The organism is Mesorhizobium huakuii (assembly GCF_030160235.1).
Classification (GTDB): Bacteria; Pseudomonadota; Alphaproteobacteria; order Rhizobiales; family Rhizobiaceae; genus Mesorhizobium; species Mesorhizobium huakuii.
In genome coordinates, this window is the sequence record NZ_BSNY01000037.1 from 37,857 (window position 1) to 62,610 (window position 24,754).

The window sequence follows — 24,754 nt, forward strand, 5'->3', positions numbered from 1 at the left end:
CAGATGGATCCATACGCCCTGAAAACCTTGAATGCCGAGCGCCGCGCCCGCCGCGCGGCGATCCTCGTCACCGATCTCGGTGATGGCCGTGACCGCATCGTGCGCGAGGGCGACCAGGTCGCCGGCGATCTTGGTGCGGCGATCGCCAGGGCGTTTCGATCGGGCAATTCCGGTTCGGTCGAGGCAGAAGGGCGAACCTTCTTTCTCAACGCGCATCTGCCGCAACCGCGATTGTTGGTGATCGGCGCGGTCCATATCAGCCAGGCGCTGGCGCCGATGGCGAAAATCGCCGGCTATCCCGTCGAGATCATCGACCCGCGCACGGCTTTTGCCACCCCCGACCGCTTCCCCGATGTCACGTTGCATGCCGAGTGGCCGGAAGATGTGCTGAAGCGCCAGCCGCTCGATAGCTACACCGCACTTGCCGCCGTCACCCATGACCCGAAGATCGACGATTTCGCGCTGAAGGCGGCACTCGACGCCAACTGCTTCTATGTCGGTGCGCTTGGCAGCCGCAAGACGCACGCCAAGCGTGTCGAGCGCCTGTTGGCGCTGGGCGCGAGCGCCGACCAGATCGCCCGCATCCATGCGCCGATCGGGCTCGACATCGGTGCGGCCAGCCCCGCCGAGATCGCTGTTGCGGTTCTCGCGCAGACCATCCACGCCTTCCGCTCGCGCGGCCTCGATGCAAAGGGCGCAGTGGCGTGAAATTCGGTCCGATCGCGATTGAAGAGGCTGAAGGCGCGGTGCTGGCAAACGCCACCACCGCAGGCGAAAAGCGCTTTCGCAAGGCGCACCGGCTGAGCGCCGAAGACATTTCCACACTCAAGCAGGCAGGCATCGTGCAGGTCGTTGCGGCCGTGCTCTCCCCCGATGATCTCGGCGAGGACGCCGCGGCGCAAAGAATTGCCGAGGGCATGAGGTTCAGCGGCATCGAGGTGAGGCCGGCGGCCACCGGCCGGGTCAATCTCCATGCCAAGGCATCAGGCATCTTCACGGTCGATGCTGGGATGATCGACGCCATCAACGCCGTCGATCCCGCCATCACCATTGCCACGCTGGCGCAGCATGCTCCGGTCGAAAAAGGTCAGATGGTGGCGACGGTGAAGATCATCCCCTTCGCGGTCGCCTCCACCTTGGTCGACACCGTGATGGGAATCTGCGCCGGCGGCGAGATCTTTGCCGTCAATGCTTATCGGCCGGTGCGCGTTGGCGTCATCCAGACGGTCCTGCCGGGCATCAAGCCCAGTGTGCTCGACAAGACGCTGCGCGTCACCGAAGCGCGGCTGGCGCGTTCGGGCGGGAGGTTGACGGCGGAGCGCCGCACGCCGCATGAGATCGCGCCCTTGGCGGAGGCCGCCGCCTCGCTGGCGCGCGACAATGACCTGGTGGTGATCTTCGGCGCCTCGGCGATGAGCGATTTTGCCGATGTGGTGCCGGCAGCGATCGAGAGGGCCGGCGGAACAGTTGTCCGCGCGGGCATGCCTGTCGATCCCGGCAATCTGCTGGTGCTGGGTACACTCGGCGGCAAGCGCATCATCGGCGCGCCCGGCTGCGCCCGCAGTCCCAAGGAAAACGGTTTCGACTGGGTGCTCGACCGTCTGGTTGCCGGCCTCGACGTCACCGCGAAGGATATCGCCGGCATGGGGGTCGGCGGGCTGCTGATGGAAATCCCGACGCGACCGCAGCCGCGCGAACCGCTGCCGGCCAGGAGCCGGCTCAAGGTCGCGATCGTGCTTCTGGCGGCTGGCCGGTCGAGCCGCATGGGCGGACCGAACAAGCTCATGGCGCTGTTCGACGGCAAGCCGCTGGTGCGCCGCACGGCCGAGCGCGCGCTCGCCTCGAAGGCGTCGGGCACGATCGTCGTCACCGGCCATCAGCGCGAACGCGTGCGCGCGGCCCTGGCGGGGCTGGATGTCACCTTCGCTGACAATCCCGATTTTGCAGATGGCCTGTCGACCTCACTGAAGGCCGGCATTGCCTATCTGCCCGAAGACAGCGCCGGCGCGATGATCGTCCTGGGAGATATGCCGGGCGTTGTGTCAGGCGATCTCGACCGGCTGATCGATGCCTTCCGTAGGGCCGGAGGCAATTCCGTGGTCCGCGCCTCGCATCAGGGCAAGCGCGGCAACCCGGTGCTCCTGCCGCGCGCACTGTTCCCGGCCATCGCTCATCTCGAAGGCGATACCGGCGCACGCCATCTGGTCGAGGCCGAGGGGCTCGACGTCATCGATGTCGAGATCGGCGAGGGCGCGTCTGTCGATGTCGACACCCGCGAGGCGCTCGAAGGCGCCGGGGGCGTGCTGCAGGATTGACAAACCCGGGCCGAATTAAGCAAGCCTGCGGTATGGCTTTTCGTTTTCTTTCCCCACGTCGCGCCTTTCTGGCAGCATTATTTGTTCTTTGCCTTGCCGGCCGGGCCGATGCGCTCGAACTGAAACCCTTCAAGGACGATCTCTTCGCCTATCCGGCGACATTGTCGACCGGCGACGGCGGCGCTTATACCGTCATCGACTACCGCGAGATGCGCGATATCAACCAGCGCGACGAAGTGCCGGAAAAGCGCGTGCATCCGCAATACACCGACACCGGCGTGCGCAAGGCGCAGCAGGACCTGATGCTGAAGACGGACGCCGGCGATGTCAGGCACATCGCCGTCGGCAAGACGCAAGGTGCCGCCCTCATCGTGCTCTATCTGCACGGCCAGGGCGGCAGTCGCAAGCAGGGCATCGACGACTTCACTTTTGGCGGCAATTTCAACCGGCTCAAGAACCTGATGGCCGGCAATGGCGGGCTTTATCTCTCACCGGATTTCCCCGATTTCGGCGATAAGGGCGCCGCACAGGTCGCGGCCTTGATCGATCATTACGCCGAACAGTCGCCGGGCGCGAAAATCTTCGTCGCCTGCGGCTCGATGGGCGGCGCGCTGTGCTGGAAGCTTGCCGCCCGCAACGATACCGGCCGGCGCATCAACGGGCTGCTGCTGCTCGGGTCTTTGTGGGACGAGAGTTTTCTCGCCAGTCCCGCCTTCAGGCGTCATGTTCCGGTCTTCTTCGGCCAGGGCAGCCATGACGTGGTGTTTCCCGTGGCGAACCAGGAAGCCTTCTTCCGCTCCATCATCGCCAGGTCGAAGGCCTATCCCTATCCGACCCGGTTCGTGCGCTTCGAGACCGGCACGCATGGCACGCCGATCCGCATGGTCGACTGGCGCGGCACGCTGAACTGGATGCTGTCGAAGGCGCCTTGATCAACAAGACAAAAGCTGGAAGCGCATCGCGCTTCAAGGTGCGGTGTTGTAGTCGACAATCGTCTGCGGATTTTCTTCGCCATCATACGACGCGTCGACGTCATACTGGATCAGCGAAAAATCACCGTTTCGGAACAAATATGTGCCGGAGTCGGAGGCATCGCCGACGCCGCGCCATTTGTCGAAAGTGGTGATCGTATGGGCGTTCGGGTCATAATCGGAATTGGTGGCCCATCCCGTGGTCCGGAAGCCGATCACCGTCACGCTCAACAGTTTACCGTCACTATCGTTGTTCTGGTAGCGGATATCGGTCTCCGGTTCGGCGAACTGCAATTGCCGCACGCCGTCCACTTCATCCGTCACATAGTAGACCGAGTTTTCATTGTAGGCGGCGGCCACACAGGAGAAATGAAACAGCCGCGTTTCCTTGTCGGGATCGCCGGGCTGCGCATCCTTGTCCTTGTACTTGATCGAGAAGACCTCCGGCTCATTACCCAGGAACTGCTTGTCGCACTGGTCGCCATAGGTCGCCAGGAAGGCTTTCTTGGCTTGTTCCAGGGCCGTATCCTTCTTCGGCGGCGGCGGACCGTCGCCGCAGCTTGGCGGCAGCGCCGCCTCGAAATCCGCCGTTGAAGGTTTCAACGCGCCTTTTTCGATATGGATCGGATCGAAGGGCGGCGCGGCCTGGATCTGCGCATTCACCTGGCGCAGCGTGTAACAGCCGGCAAAGACCTTTTCGCCGCCGCTCTTGTCCGTCGCACGGATGGCCACCGGGACGTTGTAGAAGATGCTGCCGGCGGCGCCCTCGTCCGAAATGGCACCGGTCGCGACCTCGACCTTGTCGGTACCGTCATAGCCCTTGACGAAACTGTCGAAATCCTTAGCCGGCTTTGTGTCGCCGTAATACCCCCAGGCGCGGGCGAATTCGTGCCGGTTAATGGCGCTGTAGAGCGAGCGGATGACCGCCTCGGCGCTCGATCGGTCGTCGACATAGGGTGCTTCGGGTGTATCTTCTGCGGCCGGCACCGCTTGGCCGGACATGGCAAGGGAGAGAAGGGCAGTCGCTGCGAGAAGGGCGCGTCTCATCGGGAATCTCCGCTCGATAACGGAAATTCTACCACGGCGATTGCGGCGGCGTGGTGACGCGGAGCCCACGGCGCTTGAAGAATCGTGTGCGCAGGCGCTACCTCCCCTGCGCCGGCGTTCCGACCGGACAGGAGATCTGACGTGACGATATCGATGTATGAGGCATCCGTGCCGGTGTTTTCAGCCAGGCTGAAAGCACTTTCCAATGTGCTGGCGGCAGCCGAACAGAATGCGCTTGACCGCAAGATCGACCCGCAGGTGTTTTTGACGGCGCGGCTTGCACCCGACATGTTCGCTTTGACCCGGCAGGTGCAGATCGCCACCGACCACGCCAAGGGCGCGCCGTCGCGGCTAGCCGGTCGAGAGGTGCCGAGATACGAGGACAATGAAGCAAGCTTTGCCGAACTCGAGGCGCGGATCGCCAAGACGCTCGCGCTTCTGGCGACGTTCTCGGCAGCCGATATCGACGGCTCGGACGACAAGGTGATCGAACTGAAACTCGGCGGACGCGAACAGACGTTGGGCGGCATGCAGTATCTGCTGCATGTGGCCATGCCCAATTTCTATTTCCACCTCACCACCGCTTACGACATCCTTCGCCACAACGGCGTGCCGCTCGGCAAGGCGACATTCCTGGGATCGCGTTAAGAGCCAGGCATTGCGAGATGTCCCGGATCCGTCCGGGACATCTCGCGAGGCGCATCTAGCGAATGGACATTTCGCGGGCGACGCGCGGAAAATCGGCGGGCTTGATGCCGATATCGGCACGGTCGGCATTGCTCATCGAATGAAGCAGGGCGAGCGCTGCGCGGTATCGCAGATGTTCCTGCGGGCGCGGGCGGGCGAACATTTCCGTGAAGAAACCCATGAATCAGGCTCCTGGTTGGTCCTCCACGGCCGCCAATATAGGTGAATCGTGACAATTGTGCAGTGCAGCATTTGCATGCCTGCTATGTCCGGATAAATTTCCTAGAATTTTTTGGCTGCCCATTGAAACTTCCGCGCCGCACGAACCGTAGGCTTCGACGCTGGCTCATGGCCAGTTTTCCTCGCCACTCCTGGCGAATTTCCGGACTGCGTGAAAACGCAGTCCGGCTTTTTGCTTTGAGGACTGGTCACCATCCTCGGATGCCTAAATTCATTAAGATCGGTGGCATGTATTTTTAACGAGCCGGTTCTATGGTCTGGAGACCTGACGGACAGGCAAAGGGGGAGGCTGACATCGCTACCAGCGCCAAGCGTGATTTCGCTTCGCTGCTCGACGACCTCTTCGTTGCCTCCCACAAGGGCGACGGTATCGAGGGCGACGAGGCCGGCGCGCGTCCGTCCATTCCGTTCGATTATCTCTCGGTCGCCGATGAGCTCCATTCCGGCCGCATCAAGGTATCCGCAGCCGAATATCGCGAGGCCGGTGCCGATCTGGCGAGCGAATTCGCCGCCTTGCTCGAGCACGCCAAGCTGGCGCTGGCTGCCGAGGATCCGAAGCCTGAGGAAAAACTGCCGCCGATCGATCCGGAATCGATCGCGGCCGAACTGGGACTGAGCCAGCCCAAAAGCGTCGCCGATTTCGGGCGTATGCGCCGCAGCTTTGCTTTCAGCAACCATCCTGATCGCGTCGCCCCGCATCTGCGCCAGCGCGCCATGATCCGCATGCAGGTGGCCAACATGCTGATCGACGAGGCCAAGCGCCGCGCCGTGGCCGGTGCTCGCCGCTAGCCAAACGCCGCTGGTTCACGCAAAAGTCGGCCTGGCGAGGCTTGGAGAGCGCCATGGCTTTCCCTATACATGCAGGCTCCCTCCCGCGCAGACTTCCCCCGGAGCAGAATTCCATGCACAAACGCCGTCTTGGTCGGACCGATCTCCTTGTGACCCAGATCTGCCTTGGTTCCATGACCTGGGGCCAGCAGAACACCGAGGCCGAAGGCCACGCGCAGATGGATCTGGCTTTTTCGCGCGGCGTCAATTTCATCGACACCGCCGAGCTCTACTCGATCCCGCCAAAGGCGGAGACGCAGGGGCGGACGGAAAAGATCATCGGCAGCTGGATGAAGGCCAAGGGCAATCGCGACAAGGTGATCCTTGCCTCCAAGGTCGTCGGCCGAACCGCCAACACCTGGTTTCGCGGCGACAGGCCATCGCAATTGGTGCGCGCCGATATTTTTGACGCCGTCGACAAATCCCTGGCCAAGCTCGGCACGGACTATCTCGATCTCTACCAGATCCACTGGCCGGAACGGGATATCCCCTGGGGTGCCAACCCGACGCGTATCGGCGCCGTGGCGCGCCGGCCCGATGCCGATGGCGCACCGGCCAACGAAACGCCGATCGCCGAGACGCTTGGCGTCTTTGATGAGCTGGTGAAGGCGGGAAAGATCCGCCATTTCGGCCTCTCGAACGAAAGTTCCTGGGGCGTCATGCGGTTTCTCGCCGAGGCCGACAAAGGGATCGGCCCGCGCGTTGCGTCGATCCAGAACGCCTACAATCTCGTCAACCGCACCTTCGAGGTGAATCTTGCCGAGGTCTGCGAGCGCGAACAGGTGTCGTTGCTGCCCTATTCGCCGCTGGCGCAGGGATACCTGACCGGCAAATACGACCATGGCGCCCGACCGCAGGGCTCGCGTTCGCAATTGTTCAATCGCGGCCAGCGCTACGAGACGCCGAATGCAGCCGAAGTGCTGCTCGAATACAATGAACTGGCGCGCTCCTTCGGCATGGAGCCGGCGCTGTTTGCCAATGCCTATGTGTCGAGCCGGCCCTTCGTTACATCCAACATCATTGGCGCGACGACCATTCCGCAGCTCGAAATGGCATTGTCTTCGGTAGATGTGGTCTGGACCGAGGAGATGCAGAAGGCGGTGGACGCGATCCACCAGCGGGTCGGTAATCCCTGTCCCTGATCGGCGGGGATAGAATGATCATGGAATAACAAAGGGGTGGAGAGAATGGTGGGTTTTTCGATCGAGGCCGTGCGTGGACAATTTCCAGCGCTTTCCCTGACCGACAAGGGGCGCCGTCGCATCTATCTCGACAATCCCGCCGGCACGCAGGTGCCGCAGGCCGTCGCCGATGCCGTGTCGCGCTGCCTGCTCACCACCAACGCCAATCTCGGTGGCTTTTTCGAAACGACGATCGCCGCTCAATCTGTCGTCGACGAGGCGCATCATGCGATGGCCGATTTTCTCGGCGCGGCGAGCCCCGAGGAAATCATCATCGGCGCCAATATGACGACGCTGACGTATCACATGTCGCGCACGCTCGGCCGCACGCTGAAGCCCGGTGACGAGCTCATCCTCACCCGCATGGACCATGAGGGCAATGTGTCGCCCTGGCTGCAACTGGCCGAGGATCTTGGCCTCGTGGTGCGCTGGCTGCCATTCGATGAAATGAGCTGGCAGGTCGAAGAGGCGGCGCTGTCAGGCCTGCTGTCCGACAAGACACGGCTGGTCGCGTTGAATTATGCCTCGAACCTGACCGGCTCGATCAACCGGGTCAAAGCCCTGACCGCCATCGCAAAACAGGCCGGCGCCCTGGTCTATGTCGACGCCGTGCAGTTCGCGCCGCATGGCCTGATAGACGTGCAGGTGCTCGGCTGCGATTTCCTGATCTGCTCGGCCTATAAATTCTTCGGTCCGCATATGGGCATATTGTGGGGGCGGCGTGAAATCATCGATGGCCTGAAACCCTACAAATGCCGCTGTTCGTCCGATGGCCTGCCGGAGCGGTTCGAGCTTGGCACGCCGCAGATCGAGTTGATGGCCGGCCTCACGGCGGCGGTCGACTATTTTGCCCAGCTGGGTGCGGCAGGGGGCGAGAGTGGTTCGCGCAGGCAGAAGATCGCCAAGGCATTCGAAACCTGCATCGCCTATGAAAACCCGCTGGCGCAAAGGCTGATCGACGGCCTGTCCGACATTTCAGGCCTGACCATCCACGGCATCACCGATCCGAAACGGCTCGGCGATCGCGTGCCGACTGTCTCCTTCACCGTTGACGGCATCGTGCCGGAGACGATCGTGCGACAGATGAACGCCGAGAACATCTTCCTGTGGTCCGGTCACAACTATGCCTGGGAGATCGTCCACCAGCTCGGCATTCCGGCCGAGCAGGGCGTCGTGCGCATCGGCATCGCGCATTACAACACGGCGGCTGAGATCGACGAGACGCTCGAGAGCGTGCACCGGATCATCGCCATGCTCAGGCAGCAGCGGTCCTGACGCCAGGAGAAGCCGTCACCGCACCTTGCTGCCGAAGCCGGTGAGGAAGGCGGTTAGGTTGTCGCCAAGCGCATCGCAGAGATAGCCGCCCTCCTGGACGATGACGCTGGGCAGGCCGAGCCCGGCAATCGCCTCGCCAATGCGGGAGAAGCCGGGCGTCGTCACTGAAAGCCCGCCGAACGGATCGCCTTCGAAGGCGTCTAGGCCGAGCGCCACAACCAGCGCATCCGGCGAAAAGGCGCGGATACGCTGGAACGCCACCTCGAGCGCTTCCAGAAACGCCGCGTCGGCGGATTTGCGCGGCAGCGGCAGGTTGAAATTATAGCCAAGGCCCGGCCCTTCGCCGCGCTCGTCGGCATGGCCCCAGAAGAACGGGTAGAACCGCACCGGGTCGGCATGCAGCGAGACGGTGAGCACGTCGGGCCGGGCATAGAAGATGCCTTGCGTGCCGTTGCCGTGGTGCAGGTCGACATCAAGGATCGCCACCCGCGCCGCCTGCTTGCGCAGCACCTGCGCCGCAACCGCCGAATTGTTGATGAAGCAGAAGCCGCCGGCGACATCGGCAAAGGCATGGTGGCCGGGCGGGCGGCACAGTGTATAGGCGGCCGGCGCGCCTGCCATCACCGTTTCGGCGGCTTCGACGGCGCTCCACGCGCTCCACAGCGCGCTTTGCCAGGTTTCGCCCGAGATCGGGCAAGCGGTGTCGGCCATATGGTAGCCGGCCTGGCCAACGGCCGAGGCCGGATAGGAGCCGTTGCGCGCGATCGGATGGATGTTGGGGATCACTTCCGCCGAGGCGCCCTCGATGCGCTGCCAGCGCTCAAAAATATGTTCGAGGAAGTCGAGATATTCGGGCGTGTGCACCGCCGAGACCGGGCCGAGCCCGTGATTGCGCGGCCGTTCGATCGCGCAGCCGGCGGATTTCGCGCCGGCTAACAATCTTTCGACGCGCTCGGGCTTCTCCGGATTGGGCTGCGCCGCGCCACTGGAAAGAAAGGCCTTTGGGTCGTGGCGTTTCTGCTCTTCGGCATAAAAGGCCTTCATTCCTGCTCCTCCGGCGCGTCGGCGAAAGCAAAGAACGCCTCGCCGATGATCTTCTGCGTCTGTTCGTAACTCGACCAGGCGATGCCCAGCCTTTCGTAGAAGGCCTTGGCGCCCTCATTGTCGGTGTCGACCGACAGCCTGAGATAGACGCCGCCTTCCTTGCGGCATTCCGCAGCAACACGCCGCAACAGCCGCTCGCCGATCTTGCGGCCACGGAACCGGTCCTCGACATAGAGGTCCTGAACATAGACGCCGGGCCGCCCCATCCAGGTCGAGAAGATCGGGAAATGCAGGCACAGGCCAGCGAATTCGCCGCCCACTTCGGCGATCAGGGTGGAGAAGGCGGGCTTTTCACCAAAGCCGTAGCGGCGGAGATCTTCTGGTGTGGAGGTGATCTCCTGATGCGCGCCGATATGGGTGCCGAGTTTGAGAAGCGCGGCGTGGATGGTCTCGGCGTCCTCGATCCGCCCGGGACGGATGACGGTATCGCTGGTCGCGGTCTGGATCTCATTTGCCATGGATCAGGCCGTGGCCTCAGTTGAACCGGGCTTGTTCAGGAGATCATCAAGGTCGCCGATATTGTCTTCCGAGAAGACGCGAATGCCGTTGGCTTCCAATAGAGCGGCGGTCGTGCCGCGACCGGCTACGCGCTTGCCTGAAAAACTGCCGTCGAAGACGAAGCTGCTGCCGCAGGATGGACTTCCGTCGGTAAGAACCGCATAGCGACATCCTGTTTCCTGGGCGAGTTCGAGCGCAAGCTGCCCGGCTTCGAGATAAAGTGCGGTCACATCGCTCCCCGTCTGCTCGATCACTTGACCCTGGCCGTGAAGCACAGCGTCGGCTGTGCCGTGAATTTCTGCTGCAGGACGCGGCGTGGAGAAGCCTGCGGCGACCTCTGGACAGATTTGCACGACCCGTCCTTCCGCCTGCCAGCGTGTCAGCACGGGATGGCCGTTCAGCCGGTACGAGCCGTTGTAGCGGACATGGCTGCCGAGCAGGCAGGCGGAGACGAGAACCCTTTCCATATCGGCTCCTTCCTTGCTTCTAGAAAGCCACCCGGTCGCCGCCCTTCAGCGCCAGCATCTCACGCGCTTCGGCCGGCGTGGCAACTTCCAGCGACAGGCCGTCGAGAATGCCACGGATGCGGCGCACCTGGTCGGCATTGGATTTCGCCAGCTGGCGGCCGTCGTAGAGGCTGTCTTCCAGCCCGACACGAACATTGCCGCCCATAGCCGCGGCGATCGAGATCAGCGGCATCTGTTGGCGGCCGGCGGCCAGCACCGAGAACTGGTAGCTGTCGCCGAACAATTTGTCGGCGATGCGCTTCATATGGATGAGATTGTCCGGATCGGCGCCGATGCCGCCCAGAATGCCCAGCACGAACTGGATGAACAGCGGCCCCGACACCAGGCCGCGGTCGCGGAAATGCGCCAGCGAATAGAGATGGCCGACATCGTAGCATTCGAATTCGAAGCGCGTGCCGCAGCCCTTGCCCAACCTTTCAAGCACGCCTTCCATATCGGCGAAGGTGTTCTTGAAGATCGTGTCGCGGGTAGCTTCGAGCAGCTTCGGCTCCCATTCGTGCTGCCATTCGCGTGGCTTGTCGAGCATCGGGAACAGCGCAAAATTCATCGAGCCCATATTGAGCGAGCACATTTCGGGCTCCGCCCGCAATGGGGCTGCCAGCCGCTGGTCCAGCGTCATCAGCGACGACCCGCCAGTGGTGATGTTGATCACCGCATCGGTCGCCTGCTTGATGCGCGGCAAGAACTGCATGAAGACGTCAGGATCGGCGGTCGGCCGGCCGTCTTTGGGGTCGCGGGCGTGCAGATGCAGGATCGACGCGCCGGCTTCCGCGGCAGCGATGGCATCCGCCGCGATCTGGTCCGGCGTCACCGGCAGATAGGGCGACATGGACGGCGTGTGCACCGAGCCGGTGACGGCGCAGGTGATGATGACTTTTCGCGGCGCCATTCCCTTACCCCCGGCCTTCGACCGGCAGGTCGAGCTCTGATGCCAGGACCTCCAGCGAGTCACCAATGATGGAGATGATCTCGCCGAGCTGCTCGCTGGTGACGATCATCGGCGGCGCGACCATGAAATTGTCGCCGTCGACACCGCCCTTGACCTTCCGGCCATAGATGATCAGCCCACGCTCGTAGGTGAGGTCGAGCAGACGCTGCGTCGCCTTCTTGCTCTGGTCGATCGGCCGCAGCGTTTCTGGATCGGCAACCATTTCGGCGCCGGTCAGCAGGCCCTTGCCGCGCACGTCGGCGATGAACGGGAAGCGCTTTGCCAACTCCCTCAGTCCGTTCATCAGCACGTCGCCCATGGCCGCCGCGTTGGCGATCAGGTCGAGCCGGTCCATCTCGCCGAGCACGGCAAGGCCGGCGGCACAAGCGAGCGGATTGCCGGCATAGGTATGGCCATGCTGGAAGCCGCCGGAGGCGAGCAGCGGCTGTACCAGCCGCATTGGAGCCGCCAGTGCGCCGAGCGGGGCATAACCCGAACCCAGCCCCTTCGACAGCGCGACGATATCCGGCTTGCAGCTCCAGTGATCGCCGCCGAGGAATTTACCGGTGCGGCCGGCGCCGCACATCACTTCGTCATGGATGAGCAGGATGCCGTAGCGGTCGCAGATTTCGCGAATGCGCGGATAGTAGCTGTCCGGCGCCACCAGCGCGGCGGTCGCCGCACCACCGATAGGCTCCATGATGAAGGCGACGACGCTCTCCGGGCCCTCGGCCAGGATCTTCTCTTCCAGCATGTCGGCATAGCGGACGCCGCGCTGCTCCATCGAAAGATTGTCGCGGTCGCGCCAGGCGGTCGGTGCCGGCACGGTCGGCATCACCCGCATCATTGGCGTGAAGGTCTCGGCCAGAGCGTCGTCGCCGGTGATGGAGAGCGAACCCAGCGTACCGCCATGATAGGAGGGGAAGCGCGTGATCACCTTCCAACGGCTGGCCTGGCCGGTGGCGACAGCCCATTGCCGCGCCAGCTTGATGCAGGATTCCGTCGCTTCCGAGCCGCCCGAGACGAAGAAGATGCGATCCATGCCTTCCGGCAGCTTGGCCGCGAGTTCACGCGCCAGTTCTTCCGCTGGCTCATTCTCGAAATGCAGCCGATAGGCGAAGGTGGCGCGGTCCATCTGCCGCTTCATGGCGTCCAGCACATTGCGGTTGGAATGGCCGATATTGGCGACCATCGGCCCGCTCGATCCGTCGATGAACCGGCGGCCGTCCTGCGTCCACATATAGATGCCCTCGGCGCGATCGATCAGCGGCCGGCGCAGGCTGGAAAGGTAGAACAGATGCGATTGACGCCGGGCCTCGGTATCTGGAGCGGCGGTCTGGGTCTTCGACATGTCAGGACTTTCCAAGGTAGCGATCAAGGACATTTTGGGTGACGCGTTCGACCATCGGGTCTCGTCTTAGCAGGCCGGCGACCCATTCGCAGCTTCCAGCGTGGAACACCTCGCCTTTGCCGCGCGGGAAATTGACGATCATGCCGTTGCCGCGTTTGACTTTTTCAAGATTGGCGTCGCTCGCATCTCCGAACAAAGTCTCGGCGGTGAAGCGGCCATCCTCGTCGGTGAGGAACTGGTCCTCGATCGGGATATCGGCGCTTTCCTCGACCTGGCTCGCCATGCCGACCGCCAGCACTTGCAGCCCGTCCGGCGCGCCGCTGGCCGCTGTGGGATAGGGCAGGCCGCCACGGATCTCGAAGTCGAGCCCGTCGACCTCGTAGCCATAGACATGGCTGTCGGCACCGAGCAGATCGCCATAATAGATGCCGGTGCCCGCGAAGGCCCAGTGTTCCGGCCGGTAGACCGGAAAACCACGCACGCCACGCGGCGCGCAGCCGCCCCAGCCGGCATAGACGCCGCGCGTGGCGTTGAGCCCGAAGGTCGCAGAGCCCGGCCGGCCGATTTCCGGCGCCTCCCAGGAGTTGGTGGCGCGGGTCACGTCGCCACCGCGATAGGCCGGATCCTCGGCGCGGGCGCGGTACTTGTAGCAGACCTGCCGGCGACCCTCGTCTTCCAGCCGCGTTTGCCACATGAAATTGCCGGCAAAGCGCGCCGCATGGCCGCCGCGCTCGACGTAGCTGTCGACCGCATCGCGCATTTCCCAGGTCCAGTATTCGTCGTGGCCGACGAAGACGGCACAGTCGTAGCCGCTGAGAATGTCGGGCGAAAAATGCAGATCGTGCTGGCTCACGAGATCGACGGCATAGCCGGCCCGCTCCGCGAAGCGGAAGAAGTGGCTGTCGTAGCTCGCCCAGCCGGACGAGGCGTATTTCTTCGAATGACCGGTGGCCAGCGCCCACTCCATATGCGGATAACGCGGCACCGTCTTCGGTGGCACGGCGACCTCCAGCGGCACGCGCGGCGCATCCCTGGGCAGCATGACGAAGCCGCGGCACCAGGGGCGCTGCGTCGACACGATGGGTGAATATTGATCGCGGTCCGGCCCGGTGATGCCCTGATAATGGTTGGAGCCGCCCCATGTGTTGTAGGCAAGCCAGGTGCCAGTCGCCGCAACCTGCAGCACACGGCCGGGCTTCTTGCCTGGCTGCGGGGAGACAATGAAAAGATGGTGGCTGTGGATCGGCTTGCCATCCCGACCATCGGCAATCAGCGTTATCCGATAGGCGCCGGACGGCCAGTCGCTGCCGACACGGAATTCGAACGAAGCCTCCCAGCCGCAGCCTTCAGCCGAGCACTGGTCCGGACTGTCTTGCCAGCGCGATGCAACGCCCAATTTCTCGAACATTCTAGTCTCGCTGCCGCCGTCGCGGGCAATCGTCATGCTGAACGCCGACGCTGTGGAGCTGACATGCAGCGTCACCATCTCGCCGGCGCGGTAGGAAAAACGATCCGAGTAGCACCAGATTTCGCCGCGCTCGCCATCCATGCCTGGCCATTCATAGTAATGGCCGCGCACCGCGTGGCGACGCTGCTCCGGCGTCAGCCCGAAATCGGGGAATTCCGTAGGTAGTCTGCTCATCATCGTACTCAGGCGGAAAGATACTTCTTGAGGAAACTGCGGGTGCGCTCCTTCTGCGGCGCGCGGAACATGTCGCCTGGCGGACCTTCTTCCACCACCACGCCGCCATCCATGAACAGCACCCTGTCGGCGACTTCACCGGCAAAGCGCATCTCATGTGTTACGATGAGCATGGTCATGTGTTCGGCGGCAAGCTGTTTCATCACCGCGTTGACCTCGTCCACCCGTTCGGGATCGAGCGCCGAAGTGGCCTCATCGAACAGCATCACCTTAGGTTGCATGGCCAGCGCACGTGCAATCGCCACGCGCTGCTTCTGGCCGCCCGAAAGCCGGGAGGGATAGGTGTCGATCTTGTCGGCGAGCCCGACCTTGGACAACAGCCCACGCGCCAAGCCCCTGGCCTCGGCTTTCGCCATGCCTCTCAGGATCACCGGCCCCATCGTGATGTTCTGGATCACTGTCAGGTGCGGGAACAGATTGAAGTGCTGGAACACCATGCCCATCTGCTGGCGCACCTTGTTGATGTGCCGTTCGAAAGCTTGGCCGCGAAGCGGCTGGTTGACCTGCAGGCCATCGAGCCAGACTTCGCCACCGTTCAAGTTTTCAAGATGATTGATCGAGCGCAGCAGCGTGCTCTTGCCCGAGCCGCTCGGCCCGATGATCGCCACGATCTGCCCCCGCTCGACCGACAAATCTATGCCTTTCAGGACCTCGACGGCGCCAAAGGATTTGCGCGCGCCGCGAACCTCGACCATTGGCTGCCGCAAGCTCATCGGGAAACCTCCACATTGCGTTCGAACCGACGCAGACCTGCTTCGAGCACCAGGTTGAGAATGTAGTAGAGCGCCGCCGCCGTGATGTAGAACTCGAAAGGGCGGAAGGTTTCGCTGATCGCCAGCTGCGCCGAATGGACGAGTTCCGCGATGCCGATGACGGAGACAATCGAGGATTCCTTCAGTAGCGCGATCAGGTTGCTTCCGATTGGCGGAGCCGTGTTGCGGATTGCCTGCGGTATCACGACATAGCGCAGCGTCTGCAACTTGCCGAACCCGATGCTGCGTGCGCCTTCCGTCTGGCCGACATCGACCGCCACGATTCCGGCGCGGATGACGTCCGCATTGTAGACGGCGAAATGCAGGCCAAGCCCGATGATGCCGGCGGCGAGGGCAGGAATGTCGATGCCGATTTGTACCAGGCCGAAATAGATCAGGAACAGCTGCAGCAGCAGCGGCGTGCCCATGAACACCCACATGAAGGCGCGCACGGGATAGGCGACGACTACCGGCGCGTAGAGAACCGTGACCGCGAAGAGAATACCAAAGACGAAGCTGAGCGCGCCTGCAGAGACCGTGAGCAGCGCAGTCCACCAGGCGCCAGTCAACAAGAGATCCCAGTAGGGCACGACGACGCTGAAATCGAGACCTTGCATCGCGCTATCCGATCAGACGATTGCAAAGCGCTTGTCGAGAAAATCGACGGCGCTGGCGATGGCGTAGACGATGATCATGTAGAGCAGGGCAGCGACGCCAAAGATCTCGAACGGCTTGTAGGTCGAGCCGATGAAGCGCTGGGCGGTGTAGGTCAGTTCGACGACGGAGATGGTGGACACCAGCGCGGACCCCTTCAGCAGTGCAATCGTATTGACGCCGAGCGGCCGGATCATCAGCCGCGCGGCCTGCGGCATCACGACCTTTCGCAAGGTCTGGAAACGGCTGAAACCGATGGTGCGGGCAGCCTCGGTCTGGCCCCTGTCCACGGCGATCAGCGCGCCGCGGATCGATTCCGCCATATAGGCGCCGATATTGAGTCCTAGCCCGATCACACCAGCCGCGAACGGGTCCAGATTGATGCCGACCTGCGGCCCGCCGAAATAGAGGACAAAGAGCTGGATCAGGCAAGGCGTGCCGCGAAAGAGGCTGACATAGAGTGTACCTATCGCCTGCAGGATTGCCGATTTCGACATCTTGGCGGCCGCGGCAAGCGCCGCGACCACAAGGCCCAGGATCAGGGCCAGCATCGTAATCTCTATCGTCACCAACGCGGCTTCCACGAAGAACGGGAAGACGCGCTGCATCAAGGAGAAATCCATGGAATAGCCCGGTAGGAGGAGTGGTCGGGCTTCATCGCGGCCTTAGCCGCTGCGAAACCCATGCAGGTCAGCGGATGTCGGTGCCCACCCACTGCATGGAGATCTTCTTGTAGGTGCCGTCGGCGAGCATATCGTCGAGCGCCTTCTGCATGGCAGCCTTCAACTGCGGATTGTCCTTACGAATGGCGATGCCGATGGCGACGCTGCCACCTTCAATGTTCGGTGTGTCGAGCTTGCGGACCTTCTCTCCCGTTTCCTTGACGGCGACCATGACCGGAATGTTGTCGACGACGATGGCGTCGACGCGGCCGGACTTCAGTTCAAGCAGAAGTTCCGGCAGGCCCTTGTAGGTGCGGATGTTCCAGCCGCCATGCTCGCGCGCCCATTTCTCATGGGTTTCGCCCAGCGTCACGCCAAGGGTCTTGCCCTTGAGGTCGTCAAGACTCTGTACCTTGGAGTCCTCGTTGACGAAGACCGCACGGCCGGCGTGGTAGTACGGCCCGACGAAATCGACCACCTTTTCGCGCTCCGGCGTGATCGTCATCGAGCCGACGACGGTATCATATTTGTTGGCCAGCAGGCCGGCGATGATACCGTCCCAGGCCGTGGTGATGATGGTGCCCTTGACGCCGATGCGCTCGGCGATGGCCTTGCCGATATCCGCGTCGAAGCCGACAACCTCGTTCTGGTCGTTGACGAAGTTGAAGGGTGGATACTGCCCGCTCATGGAGATCTTCAGTTCGCCAGCCGCCTTGATTTTCTCGAGGTCGTCGGCTCTGGCCGAAACGGTCGTGAAGGTCGATGCGAGCAGCAGGGCCGCGACCGCGATACCGCAAAATACTCTATTCATCTGGTGTCCTTGTTCCTCTGGATGGAGCGCGAAGTCTTGTTCTTGGGAGGCGTGGGAACGCTCTCCTGAACTCAATGATTGCCTTTGCGCATGCATTGCGCAAATAGATAATGGGAATAGGGAGCATAGATATCAGAAATGGCTTTGCCTCGCCCCGAACGGCTGGTCTGGGATTTGGACTGGAACCTTCTGCGGACATTCGTTGTCATCGCCGAGGTGAAGAGCATCACGCGGGCCGCCGAGCGGCTCACCCTCAAGCAGCCAAGCGTCAGCAATGCGTTGCGCCGGCTGGAAGACCGGGTTGGTCGGCGACTGGTCGAACGCGATGCGACACGCTTCGAACTGACCGAGGTCGGGCGGCTCCTCTATGAGCAGAGCATCGAGGTGTTCGGCACCATATCGCAGCTGCCGCAACTGATGCGGGGCATCAGCGACGATGTCACCGGCCATGTCATGATCGCCACTGCCAGCCATGTCGTTTCGCCGCTGTTTGATCAGGCGCTTTCGGAGTTCCACCGCAACTACCCGCGCGCCAGCATCACCATCTCGGTCGCCGCAAGTACCGAAGTGGCCAAACAGGTGAAGGAGCGCCGGGCCTCCTTCGGCATCTGCCTGGTCAGCCAGCGCGATCCGGCGCTGGAATACGCGATGGTTTATCGCGAGTTCTTCGGCTTCTTCTGCGGTCCTCAGCACAGGCTCTACGGAAAAACCGGACTGACCCTGGCGGATCTGCGCGGCGAGCCCTCGGTATCCTTCCAAACCGACCATATATCGGACGCGCTGCGGCCAGTCGCGCTGCTGCGCAGCGAGGCTCGGCTGAACGCCGATGTCGTCGGTGTGTCCTCGAGCCTGGAGGAGGTGCGGCGCATGATCGTCGCCGGCCTCGGTATCGGTCCGCTGCCATTGCATGTGGCGCGGCGCGATATGGCCGATGGGACGCTTTGGCGGCTGCCTCCCTACGACGCGCCGCCGGCCATCGATATTTTCCTGCTCACCAATCCCGACAAGGCGATGAATCGCGCCGAGAAGGCGCTGCTGTCAGGGATGCAGGCGCTGATCGCCGAAACGCCGTTCGAGGAGCGCATCTACAATGGCTGATCACCTGAAGCTGGCCTATTCGACGAGGTAGGCAGCCGCACGTCCGCGCATCGATTCATCAAGCGCCACCGAGGCACGCGCGACAAGGTCGAAGCGTACGCTGGTCGTCCGGCTCGATGCATGGACGATGCCGTCGAGAGACCCTGACATCACCTGTTCGAAGGTGATGGACGTCCGGCCGATCTTCGCCACATGCGAGCGGATGGTCAGGAGCGAACCAGCCTTCGTTTCATGGCGATAGTCGATCTCGGTGCGCACATCTGCCCATCCGGTTGCCGGGGCCAGGCTGCCGTCCTGTCCGGCGATGTGGCCGAGAAGCTGGAAGCTGGCATCGTCGAACATGGCCGCATAGTGACGCACATTCATGTGTCCCATCACATCGCACATCCAGGGATGAGCGACGCCAACGAAAGTGACGAGGGATTTGCTCATGGGGATTGCTCCGTGCCACGTCGGATCGCGCCTTCCGCGATCGCGCACACGCAATATCGAAATGCGCAATGACAGGCAAACCGGTTACTTGGCCTGGTATTCGTTAGCCGCGCCCTTGGCCGCCTCCAGCAAACCGACTATCTCAGGGGAGGCGGCGTTTCCGCCACTGGAGGCGGCATGCTCAGAGTGCAGAAGGTCAAGGTCGACGACATCTACGTGCCGACGGCGCGCAAGAAGACATTGCACCCAGAGACCGTCCGCCATCTGGCCGAGGATATTCTGGAGAACGGCATGAAGACCCCGATCCAGGTCCGCCACGACGGCAAGCGCCATATCCTTGTCGAGGGCCTGCATCGGCTGGAGGCGGCCAAGTGGCTCGGCGAGACCGAGATCGACGCCTATCTGGTGCAAGCCAAGCGCCATTGACGCACACTCGGTTCGCGGTTCTCACTGCAACGGTATCCGCAATTTTTACCGGGTTTGTCGGGTTGTGTTTTGTCGGCTCGTCCTTGGAACGGAAGCCAGATCAAACCGAGGAGACCACCTTGACCACCAAGCTCGACATCGCCCCCGCCAATGACCGCGAACTGGTTGTCGCCCGCATCATCGATGCGCCGCGCGAGAACGTCTATCGCTGCTGGACCGACACCCGGCTTTTGACGCAGTGGTTCGCCCCGAAGCCGTGGACGACGCCACGCGCCGAGATGGATGTCCGCACCGGCGGATCGAGCCTTGTCGTCATGGCCGGTCCGGACGGCAATGAATTCCCCAACCCGGGCGTCTTCCTGGAAGTCATTCCCGGCAAGAAGATTGTTTTCACCGATGCCTATACACAGGCTTGGGAGCCATCGGAAAAGCCGTTCATGACTGGCGTGCTCACCTTCGAGGATGAAGGCGAGGGCCGGACACGCTATATCGCGCGCGTCCGCCACTGGAGTGTTGCCGACCGCGAACGACACGAGGCGATGGGTTTTCACGTGGGCTGGGGCCAGTGCACCGACCAGCTCGAAGACCTCGCCAGGACGCTTTGATACAGGACAGCTCCGCCGACGATCGCGCCCAGGCTCAGGAGGCCTTGGCGCGGCGCGGCTGCCTGAGATGCTTGATACCGGCCATCTCGACGAAGTTTGTCGCCGACTCCCAGAGATAGTCGCCGTAGAGAAACGGCTCGAAAGGCTCGGCGCCGCTCAGGGGCAGCGGCGCGATCTCGGCGTCGACACGCGGTTCATAGAAAAACGGGATCGAAAACCGCACCGTCTTGGGTGCGATCACGCGGTGCCGCGTCGCCCGCACACGCCCGCCAGTCCAGCGCTCCAGCAACTGGCCGAAATTGACCGCCAGCGTGCCGTTGGCGGGCGGCACGTCGATCCATTCGCCGGCGAGGTTTTTGGCCTGCAGACCCTCGACCCCATCCTGCGCCAGCAAGGTGACGAAACCGGAATCGGCATGCTCGCGGCCGATGATGGTGCGCGTCTCCCCCTTGTGGAGGACCGAGAAGTCAGGCCCGCTGATGTCGACGCCGGCATTGGCGTCGCGCAGGGGATAGCGGATCAGGCGCAAGGTCGAGATGCCGTGCTCGAAATAGGGATCGAAGATCGCTTCCGGCAGGCCAAGCCCGCGCGCGATCGAGCGCATCAGCGCGTTGCCGACCGTCCCCATGGCGCGGTAATAGTCCGCCGCAGCCGCGCGCCAGCCGGGCAAGATGTCTTCAGCCGGCAGCGGCGTCGGCTCGCACAGCGGATCGTCGGATGCCGAAACGCCGACGGCGTCGGCGATATCCGGACCCATGTCGATGCCTTCCTTGTAGGAAACGGCTGTCGGCTGCAGCGGAAACCAGCCGCGATAGACATTCTTCCTGGTGCGGTCGAAATTCCAGCGCAGCAATTTCTGCTTCTCGGTGTCGGGAAGGGCGAAGATGCGCAGCAATTGCGCCCGGCGCTCCGGCGTCAGCCAGGCATCGCCGGGAAAATCCCGAACCGCCATGAAGCCTATTCCGGACGCGGCGGCCATGATGCCGATGTCGGCGCGATCGCGGCCGGGCGAGGGCGGCCCGAACAGATCCGCAATGCCGATGGTTTCGATGTCTTGCGTCACGATCTCCCCATCACGGTAATCGATGAAACTGTATCAAAGCTTTTCAATTGACCCAATCGGTCCCGCCATTTACCTCGACCGCACACTCTCATCATGGATCACGGTGATATGGCTAAACATCGGGGCGGGTGCCTGTGCGGAGCGGTGCGCTACAGCACCGACGCGGCACCCATCAACGAACGCATCTGCCATTGCCGGCTTTGCCAGAAGGCGATCGGCGCCGCCTTCAACGCGCGCATGCTGTTTCGCATCGATGATGTGACCATCGAGGGACCGCTGGCGACCGTGAACACTTCGCCCGATCTCAAGCGCGGCTTTTGCCCGAGCTGCGGCACGACGATGTTTTCGCGCCGCGATTCCGCCGGCATTATCGGCATCACCACCGGCTCGCTCGATGATCCCACGGTCTTCAGGCCGCAGATGCATATTTTCACCGCCTCGAAACAGCCTTGGGTGGTGCTCGATGACGGCCTGCCGCAATATGAAGGCGCTCCCCCGCCAGGCTAGGCCTTTCGTTCTCCCTTGTGGGAGAAGGGAAGGTGAACCATGACCAAAAATTGATCCAAATCATCACGCGATAGCCGGCAAAACGTCATTGGCGGGCCATCATTGTCCTCCTATCTATGCTGCGCGGGCCGGCATCGAGGAGACGACGGATGAACGACAGCATCAGCACCCTGGACGAGCTTTTGAGCGATCCGATGGTCCTGCTTGTCATGGAGCGCGACCGTGTGCGCCCGGAACAGGTGCGCATGCTGCTCGAACGGGTTCGCAGCCGGGCGCCCGATGACGCACGCGGCGATCAGCCGGTCGTTCCGCCGGCCCATATCGTGGCCAGAAGTTGTTTCCAGCAATGGCTGCGCAGTTAGGCGCGGTCAGTTGGAGCTAGGCGACAGATAGCTGTAGTGGCTGCGGAAATAGGCGATCCTGAAGCCCAGGCGCGCGTAGTTGCGGTAGGCCGGGCCGTCGCGTTCCTCGTGCGGCGCCTCGATGTCGGCGACGAACAGTTTCGCGCCGGCCGCAATCCCGTCACGCACCAGCGCTTCTCCAAGCACCGCGTCGAGATCGAAGCTCGGCGCCATGATGCCCGGCACCGGCGCTTCGATGCCGCTCCAGGCCGCGCCGTCGGCGCCGATGAACAGCGAGCGCACCGCCGCCACTGCGCCATCCCGCCTGGCCATATAGTGATGCCAGCCCTGTCGGTCGACCAGAGCCAGCAGCCAGGGCGAGGTGGGCAGCCGGTAGCTTCTGTCGATGAAGCCTGCCCATTCGCTCGCCGATGCCTTCGTGACACGCTCGACTGAAACCCCGTCAACCGTGAAGAGCGGCTCGGACGACAGCGGTTCGGCCTCACGATAAATCCGCTCCCAGCCGCCCTGGCGCTGCAGGCCGCGCGCCTCGAGCCAGCATCTCAGGCGTGATGGTTCGGCGTGTGGATTGACATAGAACCAGGGCCGCGAAATGCCGGCGGCGCGGTAGTGCGCGAGCAGCGCGTCGAGCTGGCCTTCGGAGGCCGGGCTGTCGACGCCGAAATTCTTCACGCAATTGAAATGGACGAACGGGATCGTCGTGCAGGTGGTCCAGGCGAGGTCGCCTTCTCCCGCTATCGAAAGGCCTTGCCTTGCGGCAAAGTCGGCCGGCGCGGCGGCATAGAGGTCGACCCAGGCGTTCACCTCGGCGCGCTCGATAATGCGGCTGACGTCGCGCGAGACATCCTCGATCGCGATGGCTGGCGAGTGCGGTTCTGGCAAGGGCTGTAATTCTGACAGGGCGGTCAGCATGGCTCTCCTCCGTCACTTAACTTACAGTGTAAGATTAGCGGAGAATAATATGAACGGGCGGCTTGTCAAGCGGCGCCTTACAAATCCGTAAATAGGAATCCGCGCATCGCGCGTCTATTCCTCGCGCGGATCGCTCTTCAGGATTCTCCGACGGAAAGGCTCGACATGGCTGACATCTGCACCCAAGGGGTGGACACCGGCTTCGTCGGCCTGGGATTTGCCAAAGTCGCCTTTCTCGGCCTGGTGCAAGGCATCACCGAATTGCTGCCGATTTCCTCGACCGCCCATATGCGCATCGTGCCGGCGGTACTCGGCTGGCAGGACCCGGGCTCGGCCTTCTCCGCCGCCATGCAGCTTGCCGCCCTTGCCGCTGTGATCAGCTATTTCTGGGGCGATGTCAGGGATCTCCTGTTCGGCTCGCTCGACGCCCTCACGCGCCGCGATTTTTCCGACCGGCATTTCCGGCTGGCGTCCTGGATCGTGCTGGCGACGATCCCGATCGTCATTGCCGGCGTCGCGCTATCGGGCATTCTCAACGCCTGCAATTCGCCGCTGCGCAGCCTGAGCGTGATCGGCTGGTCTTGTATCGTCATGGCGATCCTGCTGGCGCTGGCCGAGATTTTCGCCCGGCACAAGCGGACCATTGGCGAGGCGTCTCTCGCCGATGCGCTGCTTGTCGGCGTCGCCCAGATCGGCGCGCTGATCCCCGGCGTTTCGCGCTCGGGCTCGACCCTGACGGCGGCGCTGGGGCTTGGCTTCAAGCGGGCCGAGGCGGCGCGCTTCTCGTTCCTGCTCGGGCTGCCGGCGATCGCGCTTGCCGGTCTCAAGGAACTGTGGGAATTGCACAAGGTTCACCTCGACGCCCATGGCTGGTCGGTTCTCGCCACCGGGCTGGTCGTCGCCTCGATCTCCGCCTTCTTTGCCATCTGGGGCCTGATGCGGGTGCTGGAACGCTTTTCCGCCTGGCCTTTTGTCATCTATCGCGGCCTGCTCGGCGTCGTCCTGTTGCTCGGCCTGGCGATGGGATGGCTGGCTTAGCGGGCCTGGTGTTGCGCGCCGGCAACCAGTTGGGCGCGTGAGTCGCTCCCTCGCAGATGTGATCGCCAGGGTTGATTGACTTCGGAATATAACCGCCCTTAACATTCTGTTAACAAAACGGATGGGTGGGGCCGGATGGCATCCTCGATGGGTTGGCGCCGCAAGGCGAAGGGGCTGGGGCTGGCGGTTCTCGTGACCGCTTTCTGTTCGGTGGCGTGGTCGGCCTATGCCGCGCCCGTTTCCATGGTTGTCGGCGGCTCGACCTCCCAGCCGATCGGCCACTATGATTTTTGCAAGATCCATGTCGCCGAATGCTCGATCCGCTCGTCCGACAGCGTACCGGAACACCTGACCAGCAAGCTGCTGCACGATATCTCGGCCGTGAATCTCTCGGTCAACACGCGCGTCAAGCCGATGAGCGACATGGACAATTACGGCAAGGACGAGTGGTGGGCCTATCCGGACAACGGTTTTGGCGACTGCGAGGATTACGCGCTGGAAAAGCGGCGCGAGCTCAACAGCCTGGGCATTGCCATAGCCAATCTTTTGATGACGGTGGTTCGCAAGCCTGATGGCGAGGGTCACGCCGTGCTGACGGTGCGCACCGACAAGGGCGACTTCATCCTCGACAATCTGACCGACAAGGTCCGCCTCTGGAACCAGACAAGCTATCGCTACCTGAAGCGACAGGCGAGCGACAACACCGGTCACTGGGTCTCCATTCTGGGTGGCGACGAACAGCTGGTCAGCGCCGTCAAATAATCGGGTCGGCTCCGCC

General features: G+C 62.9%; 29 protein-coding genes. 14 read left to right on the forward strand and 15 right to left on the reverse strand.

Annotated elements, in window-relative coordinates; translation table 11 throughout:
• The first annotated feature begins 3 nt into the window (after nt 1–3).
• Genes QQK95_RS19675 through QQK95_RS19685 form a run of 3 tightly spaced genes read left to right on the forward strand, consistent with a single transcriptional unit; the run spans nt 4 to nt 3,247 of the window.
• Nucleotides 4–708, forward strand: coding sequence for an XdhC family protein (locus QQK95_RS19675; protein ID WP_284275720.1), 705 nt, complete (start codon nt 4–6; stop codon nt 706–708).
• Nucleotides 705–2,315, forward strand: coding sequence for a molybdopterin-binding/glycosyltransferase family 2 protein (locus QQK95_RS19680; protein WP_284275723.1), 1,611 nt, complete (start codon nt 705–707; stop codon nt 2,313–2,315). Before QQK95_RS19675 ends, QQK95_RS19680 begins: the two co-directional genes overlap by 4 nt.
• 32 nt (nt 2,316–2,347) lie before the next feature.
• Nucleotides 2,348–3,247 (forward strand): alpha/beta hydrolase family protein, encoded by a 900-nt coding sequence (locus tag QQK95_RS19685; protein WP_284275725.1) that lies wholly within the window; start codon nt 2,348–2,350, stop codon nt 3,245–3,247.
• Nucleotides 3,248–3,280: 33 nt separating this feature from the next.
• Here the strand turns inward: QQK95_RS19685 and QQK95_RS19690 are convergent, their stop codons facing one another.
• Nucleotides 3,281–4,333, reverse strand: coding sequence for a DUF1176 domain-containing protein (locus QQK95_RS19690; RefSeq protein WP_284275727.1), 1,053 nt, complete (start codon nt 4,331–4,333; stop codon nt 3,281–3,283).
• Between the two features lie 141 nt (nt 4,334–4,474).
• On the opposite strand from QQK95_RS19690, the gene QQK95_RS19695 reads away from it, so the two are divergent.
• Nucleotides 4,475–4,981 (forward strand): DUF1993 domain-containing protein, encoded by a 507-nt coding sequence (locus tag QQK95_RS19695; protein WP_284275730.1) that lies wholly within the window; start codon nt 4,475–4,477, stop codon nt 4,979–4,981.
• Nucleotides 4,982–5,036: 55 nt separating this feature from the next.
• Here the strand turns inward: QQK95_RS19695 and QQK95_RS19700 are convergent, their stop codons facing one another.
• Complete coding sequence (locus QQK95_RS19700; RefSeq protein WP_080511763.1) at nt 5,037–5,201, reverse strand: hypothetical protein; 165 nt, start codon at nt 5,199–5,201, stop codon at nt 5,037–5,039.
• A gap of 311 nt (nt 5,202–5,512) precedes the next feature.
• Between QQK95_RS19700 and QQK95_RS19705 the strand changes: the two genes are divergently transcribed.
• The 3 genes from QQK95_RS19705 (at nt 5,513) to QQK95_RS19715 (ending at nt 8,544) form a co-directional block, all read left to right on the forward strand.
• Nucleotides 5,513–6,049: a hypothetical protein gene (locus QQK95_RS19705; protein ID WP_284275734.1), complete on the forward strand. Its 537-nt coding sequence runs from the start codon at nt 5,513–5,515 to the stop codon at nt 6,047–6,049.
• Between the two features lie 113 nt (nt 6,050–6,162).
• Complete coding sequence (locus tag QQK95_RS19710; RefSeq protein WP_284275735.1) at nt 6,163–7,230, forward strand: aldo/keto reductase; 1,068 nt, start codon at nt 6,163–6,165, stop codon at nt 7,228–7,230.
• A 45-nt stretch (nt 7,231–7,275) separates the two neighbouring features.
• On the forward strand, nt 7,276–8,544 hold the full coding sequence (locus tag QQK95_RS19715) for a cysteine desulfurase-like protein (protein ID WP_284275737.1): 1,269 nt from the start codon (nt 7,276–7,278) through the stop codon (nt 8,542–8,544).
• Between the two features lie 15 nt (nt 8,545–8,559).
• Here QQK95_RS19715 and QQK95_RS19720 read toward each other — a convergent pair whose 3' ends face one another.
• The 10 genes from QQK95_RS19720 to QQK95_RS19765 all read right to left on the reverse strand — a co-directional run bounded on the left by QQK95_RS19720 (nt 8,560) and on the right by QQK95_RS19765 (nt 17,533).
• On the reverse strand, nt 8,560–9,588 hold the full coding sequence (locus QQK95_RS19720; RefSeq protein WP_284275739.1) for a histone deacetylase family protein: 1,029 nt from the start codon (nt 9,586–9,588) through the stop codon (nt 8,560–8,562).
• Nucleotides 9,585–10,106, reverse strand: a complete 522-nt coding sequence (locus QQK95_RS19725) for a GNAT family N-acetyltransferase (protein WP_284275741.1) — start codon at nt 10,104–10,106, stop codon at nt 9,585–9,587. Before QQK95_RS19725 ends, QQK95_RS19720 begins: the two co-directional genes overlap by 4 nt.
• Nucleotides 10,107–10,109: 3 nt before the next feature.
• Entirely contained in the window at nt 10,110–10,613 is a 504-nt protein-coding gene (locus QQK95_RS19730; protein ID WP_284275743.1) for a 2-thiouracil desulfurase family protein, read from the reverse strand.
• A gap of 19 nt (nt 10,614–10,632) precedes the next feature.
• Nucleotides 10,633–11,562 carry a beta-keto acid cleavage family enzyme gene (locus QQK95_RS19735; protein ID WP_284275744.1) on the reverse strand — a complete coding sequence of 310 codons (930 nt, stop codon included), beginning with the start codon at nt 11,560–11,562 and terminating at the stop codon, nt 10,633–10,635.
• Nucleotides 11,563–11,566: 4 nt separating this feature from the next.
• A complete protein-coding gene (locus QQK95_RS19740) occupies nt 11,567–12,952 on the reverse strand; it encodes an aminotransferase family protein (RefSeq protein ID WP_284275747.1) in 1,386 nt (461 codons plus the stop codon).
• A 1-nt stretch (nt 12,953) separates the two neighbouring features.
• A complete protein-coding gene (locus QQK95_RS19745) occupies nt 12,954–14,594 on the reverse strand; it encodes a N,N-dimethylformamidase beta subunit family domain-containing protein (RefSeq protein WP_284275749.1) in 1,641 nt (546 codons plus the stop codon).
• An 8-nt stretch (nt 14,595–14,602) separates the two neighbouring features.
• Complete coding sequence (locus QQK95_RS19750) at nt 14,603–15,367, reverse strand: amino acid ABC transporter ATP-binding protein (RefSeq protein ID WP_284275751.1); 765 nt, start codon at nt 15,365–15,367, stop codon at nt 14,603–14,605.
• A complete protein-coding gene (locus QQK95_RS19755; protein WP_284275753.1) occupies nt 15,364–16,023 on the reverse strand; it encodes an amino acid ABC transporter permease in 660 nt (219 codons plus the stop codon). Before QQK95_RS19755 ends, QQK95_RS19750 begins: the two co-directional genes overlap by 4 nt.
• 12 nt (nt 16,024–16,035) lie before the next feature.
• Nucleotides 16,036–16,683: an amino acid ABC transporter permease gene (locus QQK95_RS19760; RefSeq protein ID WP_284275755.1), complete on the reverse strand. Its 648-nt coding sequence runs from the start codon at nt 16,681–16,683 to the stop codon at nt 16,036–16,038.
• 67 nt (nt 16,684–16,750) lie between these two features.
• Complete coding sequence (locus QQK95_RS19765; protein ID WP_284275757.1) at nt 16,751–17,533, reverse strand: ABC transporter substrate-binding protein; 783 nt, start codon at nt 17,531–17,533, stop codon at nt 16,751–16,753.
• Nucleotides 17,534–17,671: 138 nt separating this feature from the next.
• On the opposite strand from QQK95_RS19765, the gene QQK95_RS19770 reads away from it, so the two are divergent.
• A complete protein-coding gene (locus tag QQK95_RS19770; protein WP_284275759.1) occupies nt 17,672–18,631 on the forward strand; it encodes a LysR family transcriptional regulator in 960 nt (319 codons plus the stop codon).
• Between the two features lie 15 nt (nt 18,632–18,646).
• Here QQK95_RS19770 and QQK95_RS19775 read toward each other — a convergent pair whose 3' ends face one another.
• Nucleotides 18,647–19,063 (reverse strand): acyl-CoA thioesterase, encoded by a 417-nt coding sequence (locus QQK95_RS19775; RefSeq protein WP_284275761.1) that lies wholly within the window; start codon nt 19,061–19,063, stop codon nt 18,647–18,649.
• Between the two features lie 177 nt (nt 19,064–19,240).
• Here QQK95_RS19775 and QQK95_RS19780 point away from each other — a divergent pair, with 177 nt between their 5' ends.
• Both QQK95_RS19780 and QQK95_RS19785 read left to right on the forward strand, forming a co-directional pair.
• Complete coding sequence (locus tag QQK95_RS19780) at nt 19,241–19,489, forward strand: ParB N-terminal domain-containing protein (RefSeq protein WP_008875526.1); 249 nt, start codon at nt 19,241–19,243, stop codon at nt 19,487–19,489.
• Nucleotides 19,490–19,608: 119 nt separating this feature from the next.
• Nucleotides 19,609–20,094, forward strand: a complete 486-nt coding sequence (locus QQK95_RS19785) for an SRPBCC family protein (RefSeq protein WP_284275765.1) — start codon at nt 19,609–19,611, stop codon at nt 20,092–20,094.
• A 34-nt stretch (nt 20,095–20,128) separates the two neighbouring features.
• Here the strand turns inward: QQK95_RS19785 and QQK95_RS19790 are convergent, their stop codons facing one another.
• Nucleotides 20,129–21,157 carry an isopenicillin N synthase family dioxygenase gene (locus tag QQK95_RS19790; protein WP_284275767.1) on the reverse strand — a complete coding sequence of 343 codons (1,029 nt, stop codon included), beginning with the start codon at nt 21,155–21,157 and terminating at the stop codon, nt 20,129–20,131.
• 108 nt (nt 21,158–21,265) lie between these two features.
• On the opposite strand from QQK95_RS19790, the gene QQK95_RS19795 reads away from it, so the two are divergent.
• Both QQK95_RS19795 and QQK95_RS19800 read left to right on the forward strand, forming a co-directional pair.
• Nucleotides 21,266–21,664 carry a GFA family protein gene (locus tag QQK95_RS19795; protein WP_284275769.1) on the forward strand — a complete coding sequence of 133 codons (399 nt, stop codon included), beginning with the start codon at nt 21,266–21,268 and terminating at the stop codon, nt 21,662–21,664.
• Nucleotides 21,665–21,813: 149 nt separating this feature from the next.
• Nucleotides 21,814–22,026 (forward strand): hypothetical protein, encoded by a 213-nt coding sequence (locus tag QQK95_RS19800; RefSeq protein ID WP_284275771.1) that lies wholly within the window; start codon nt 21,814–21,816, stop codon nt 22,024–22,026.
• A gap of 6 nt (nt 22,027–22,032) precedes the next feature.
• On the opposite strand, the gene QQK95_RS19805 is transcribed toward QQK95_RS19800, so the two are convergent.
• Nucleotides 22,033–22,938, reverse strand: coding sequence for a hypothetical protein (locus tag QQK95_RS19805; RefSeq protein WP_284275774.1), 906 nt, complete (start codon nt 22,936–22,938; stop codon nt 22,033–22,035).
• Between the two features lie 165 nt (nt 22,939–23,103).
• On the opposite strand from QQK95_RS19805, the gene QQK95_RS19810 reads away from it, so the two are divergent.
• Both QQK95_RS19810 and QQK95_RS19815 read left to right on the forward strand, forming a co-directional pair.
• Nucleotides 23,104–23,976, forward strand: a complete 873-nt coding sequence (locus QQK95_RS19810) for an undecaprenyl-diphosphate phosphatase (protein ID WP_284275776.1) — start codon at nt 23,104–23,106, stop codon at nt 23,974–23,976.
• 135 nt (nt 23,977–24,111) lie between these two features.
• Nucleotides 24,112–24,738, forward strand: coding sequence for a transglutaminase-like cysteine peptidase (locus QQK95_RS19815; RefSeq protein WP_284275778.1), 627 nt, complete (start codon nt 24,112–24,114; stop codon nt 24,736–24,738).
• Nucleotides 24,739–24,754: the final 16 nt, after the last annotated feature.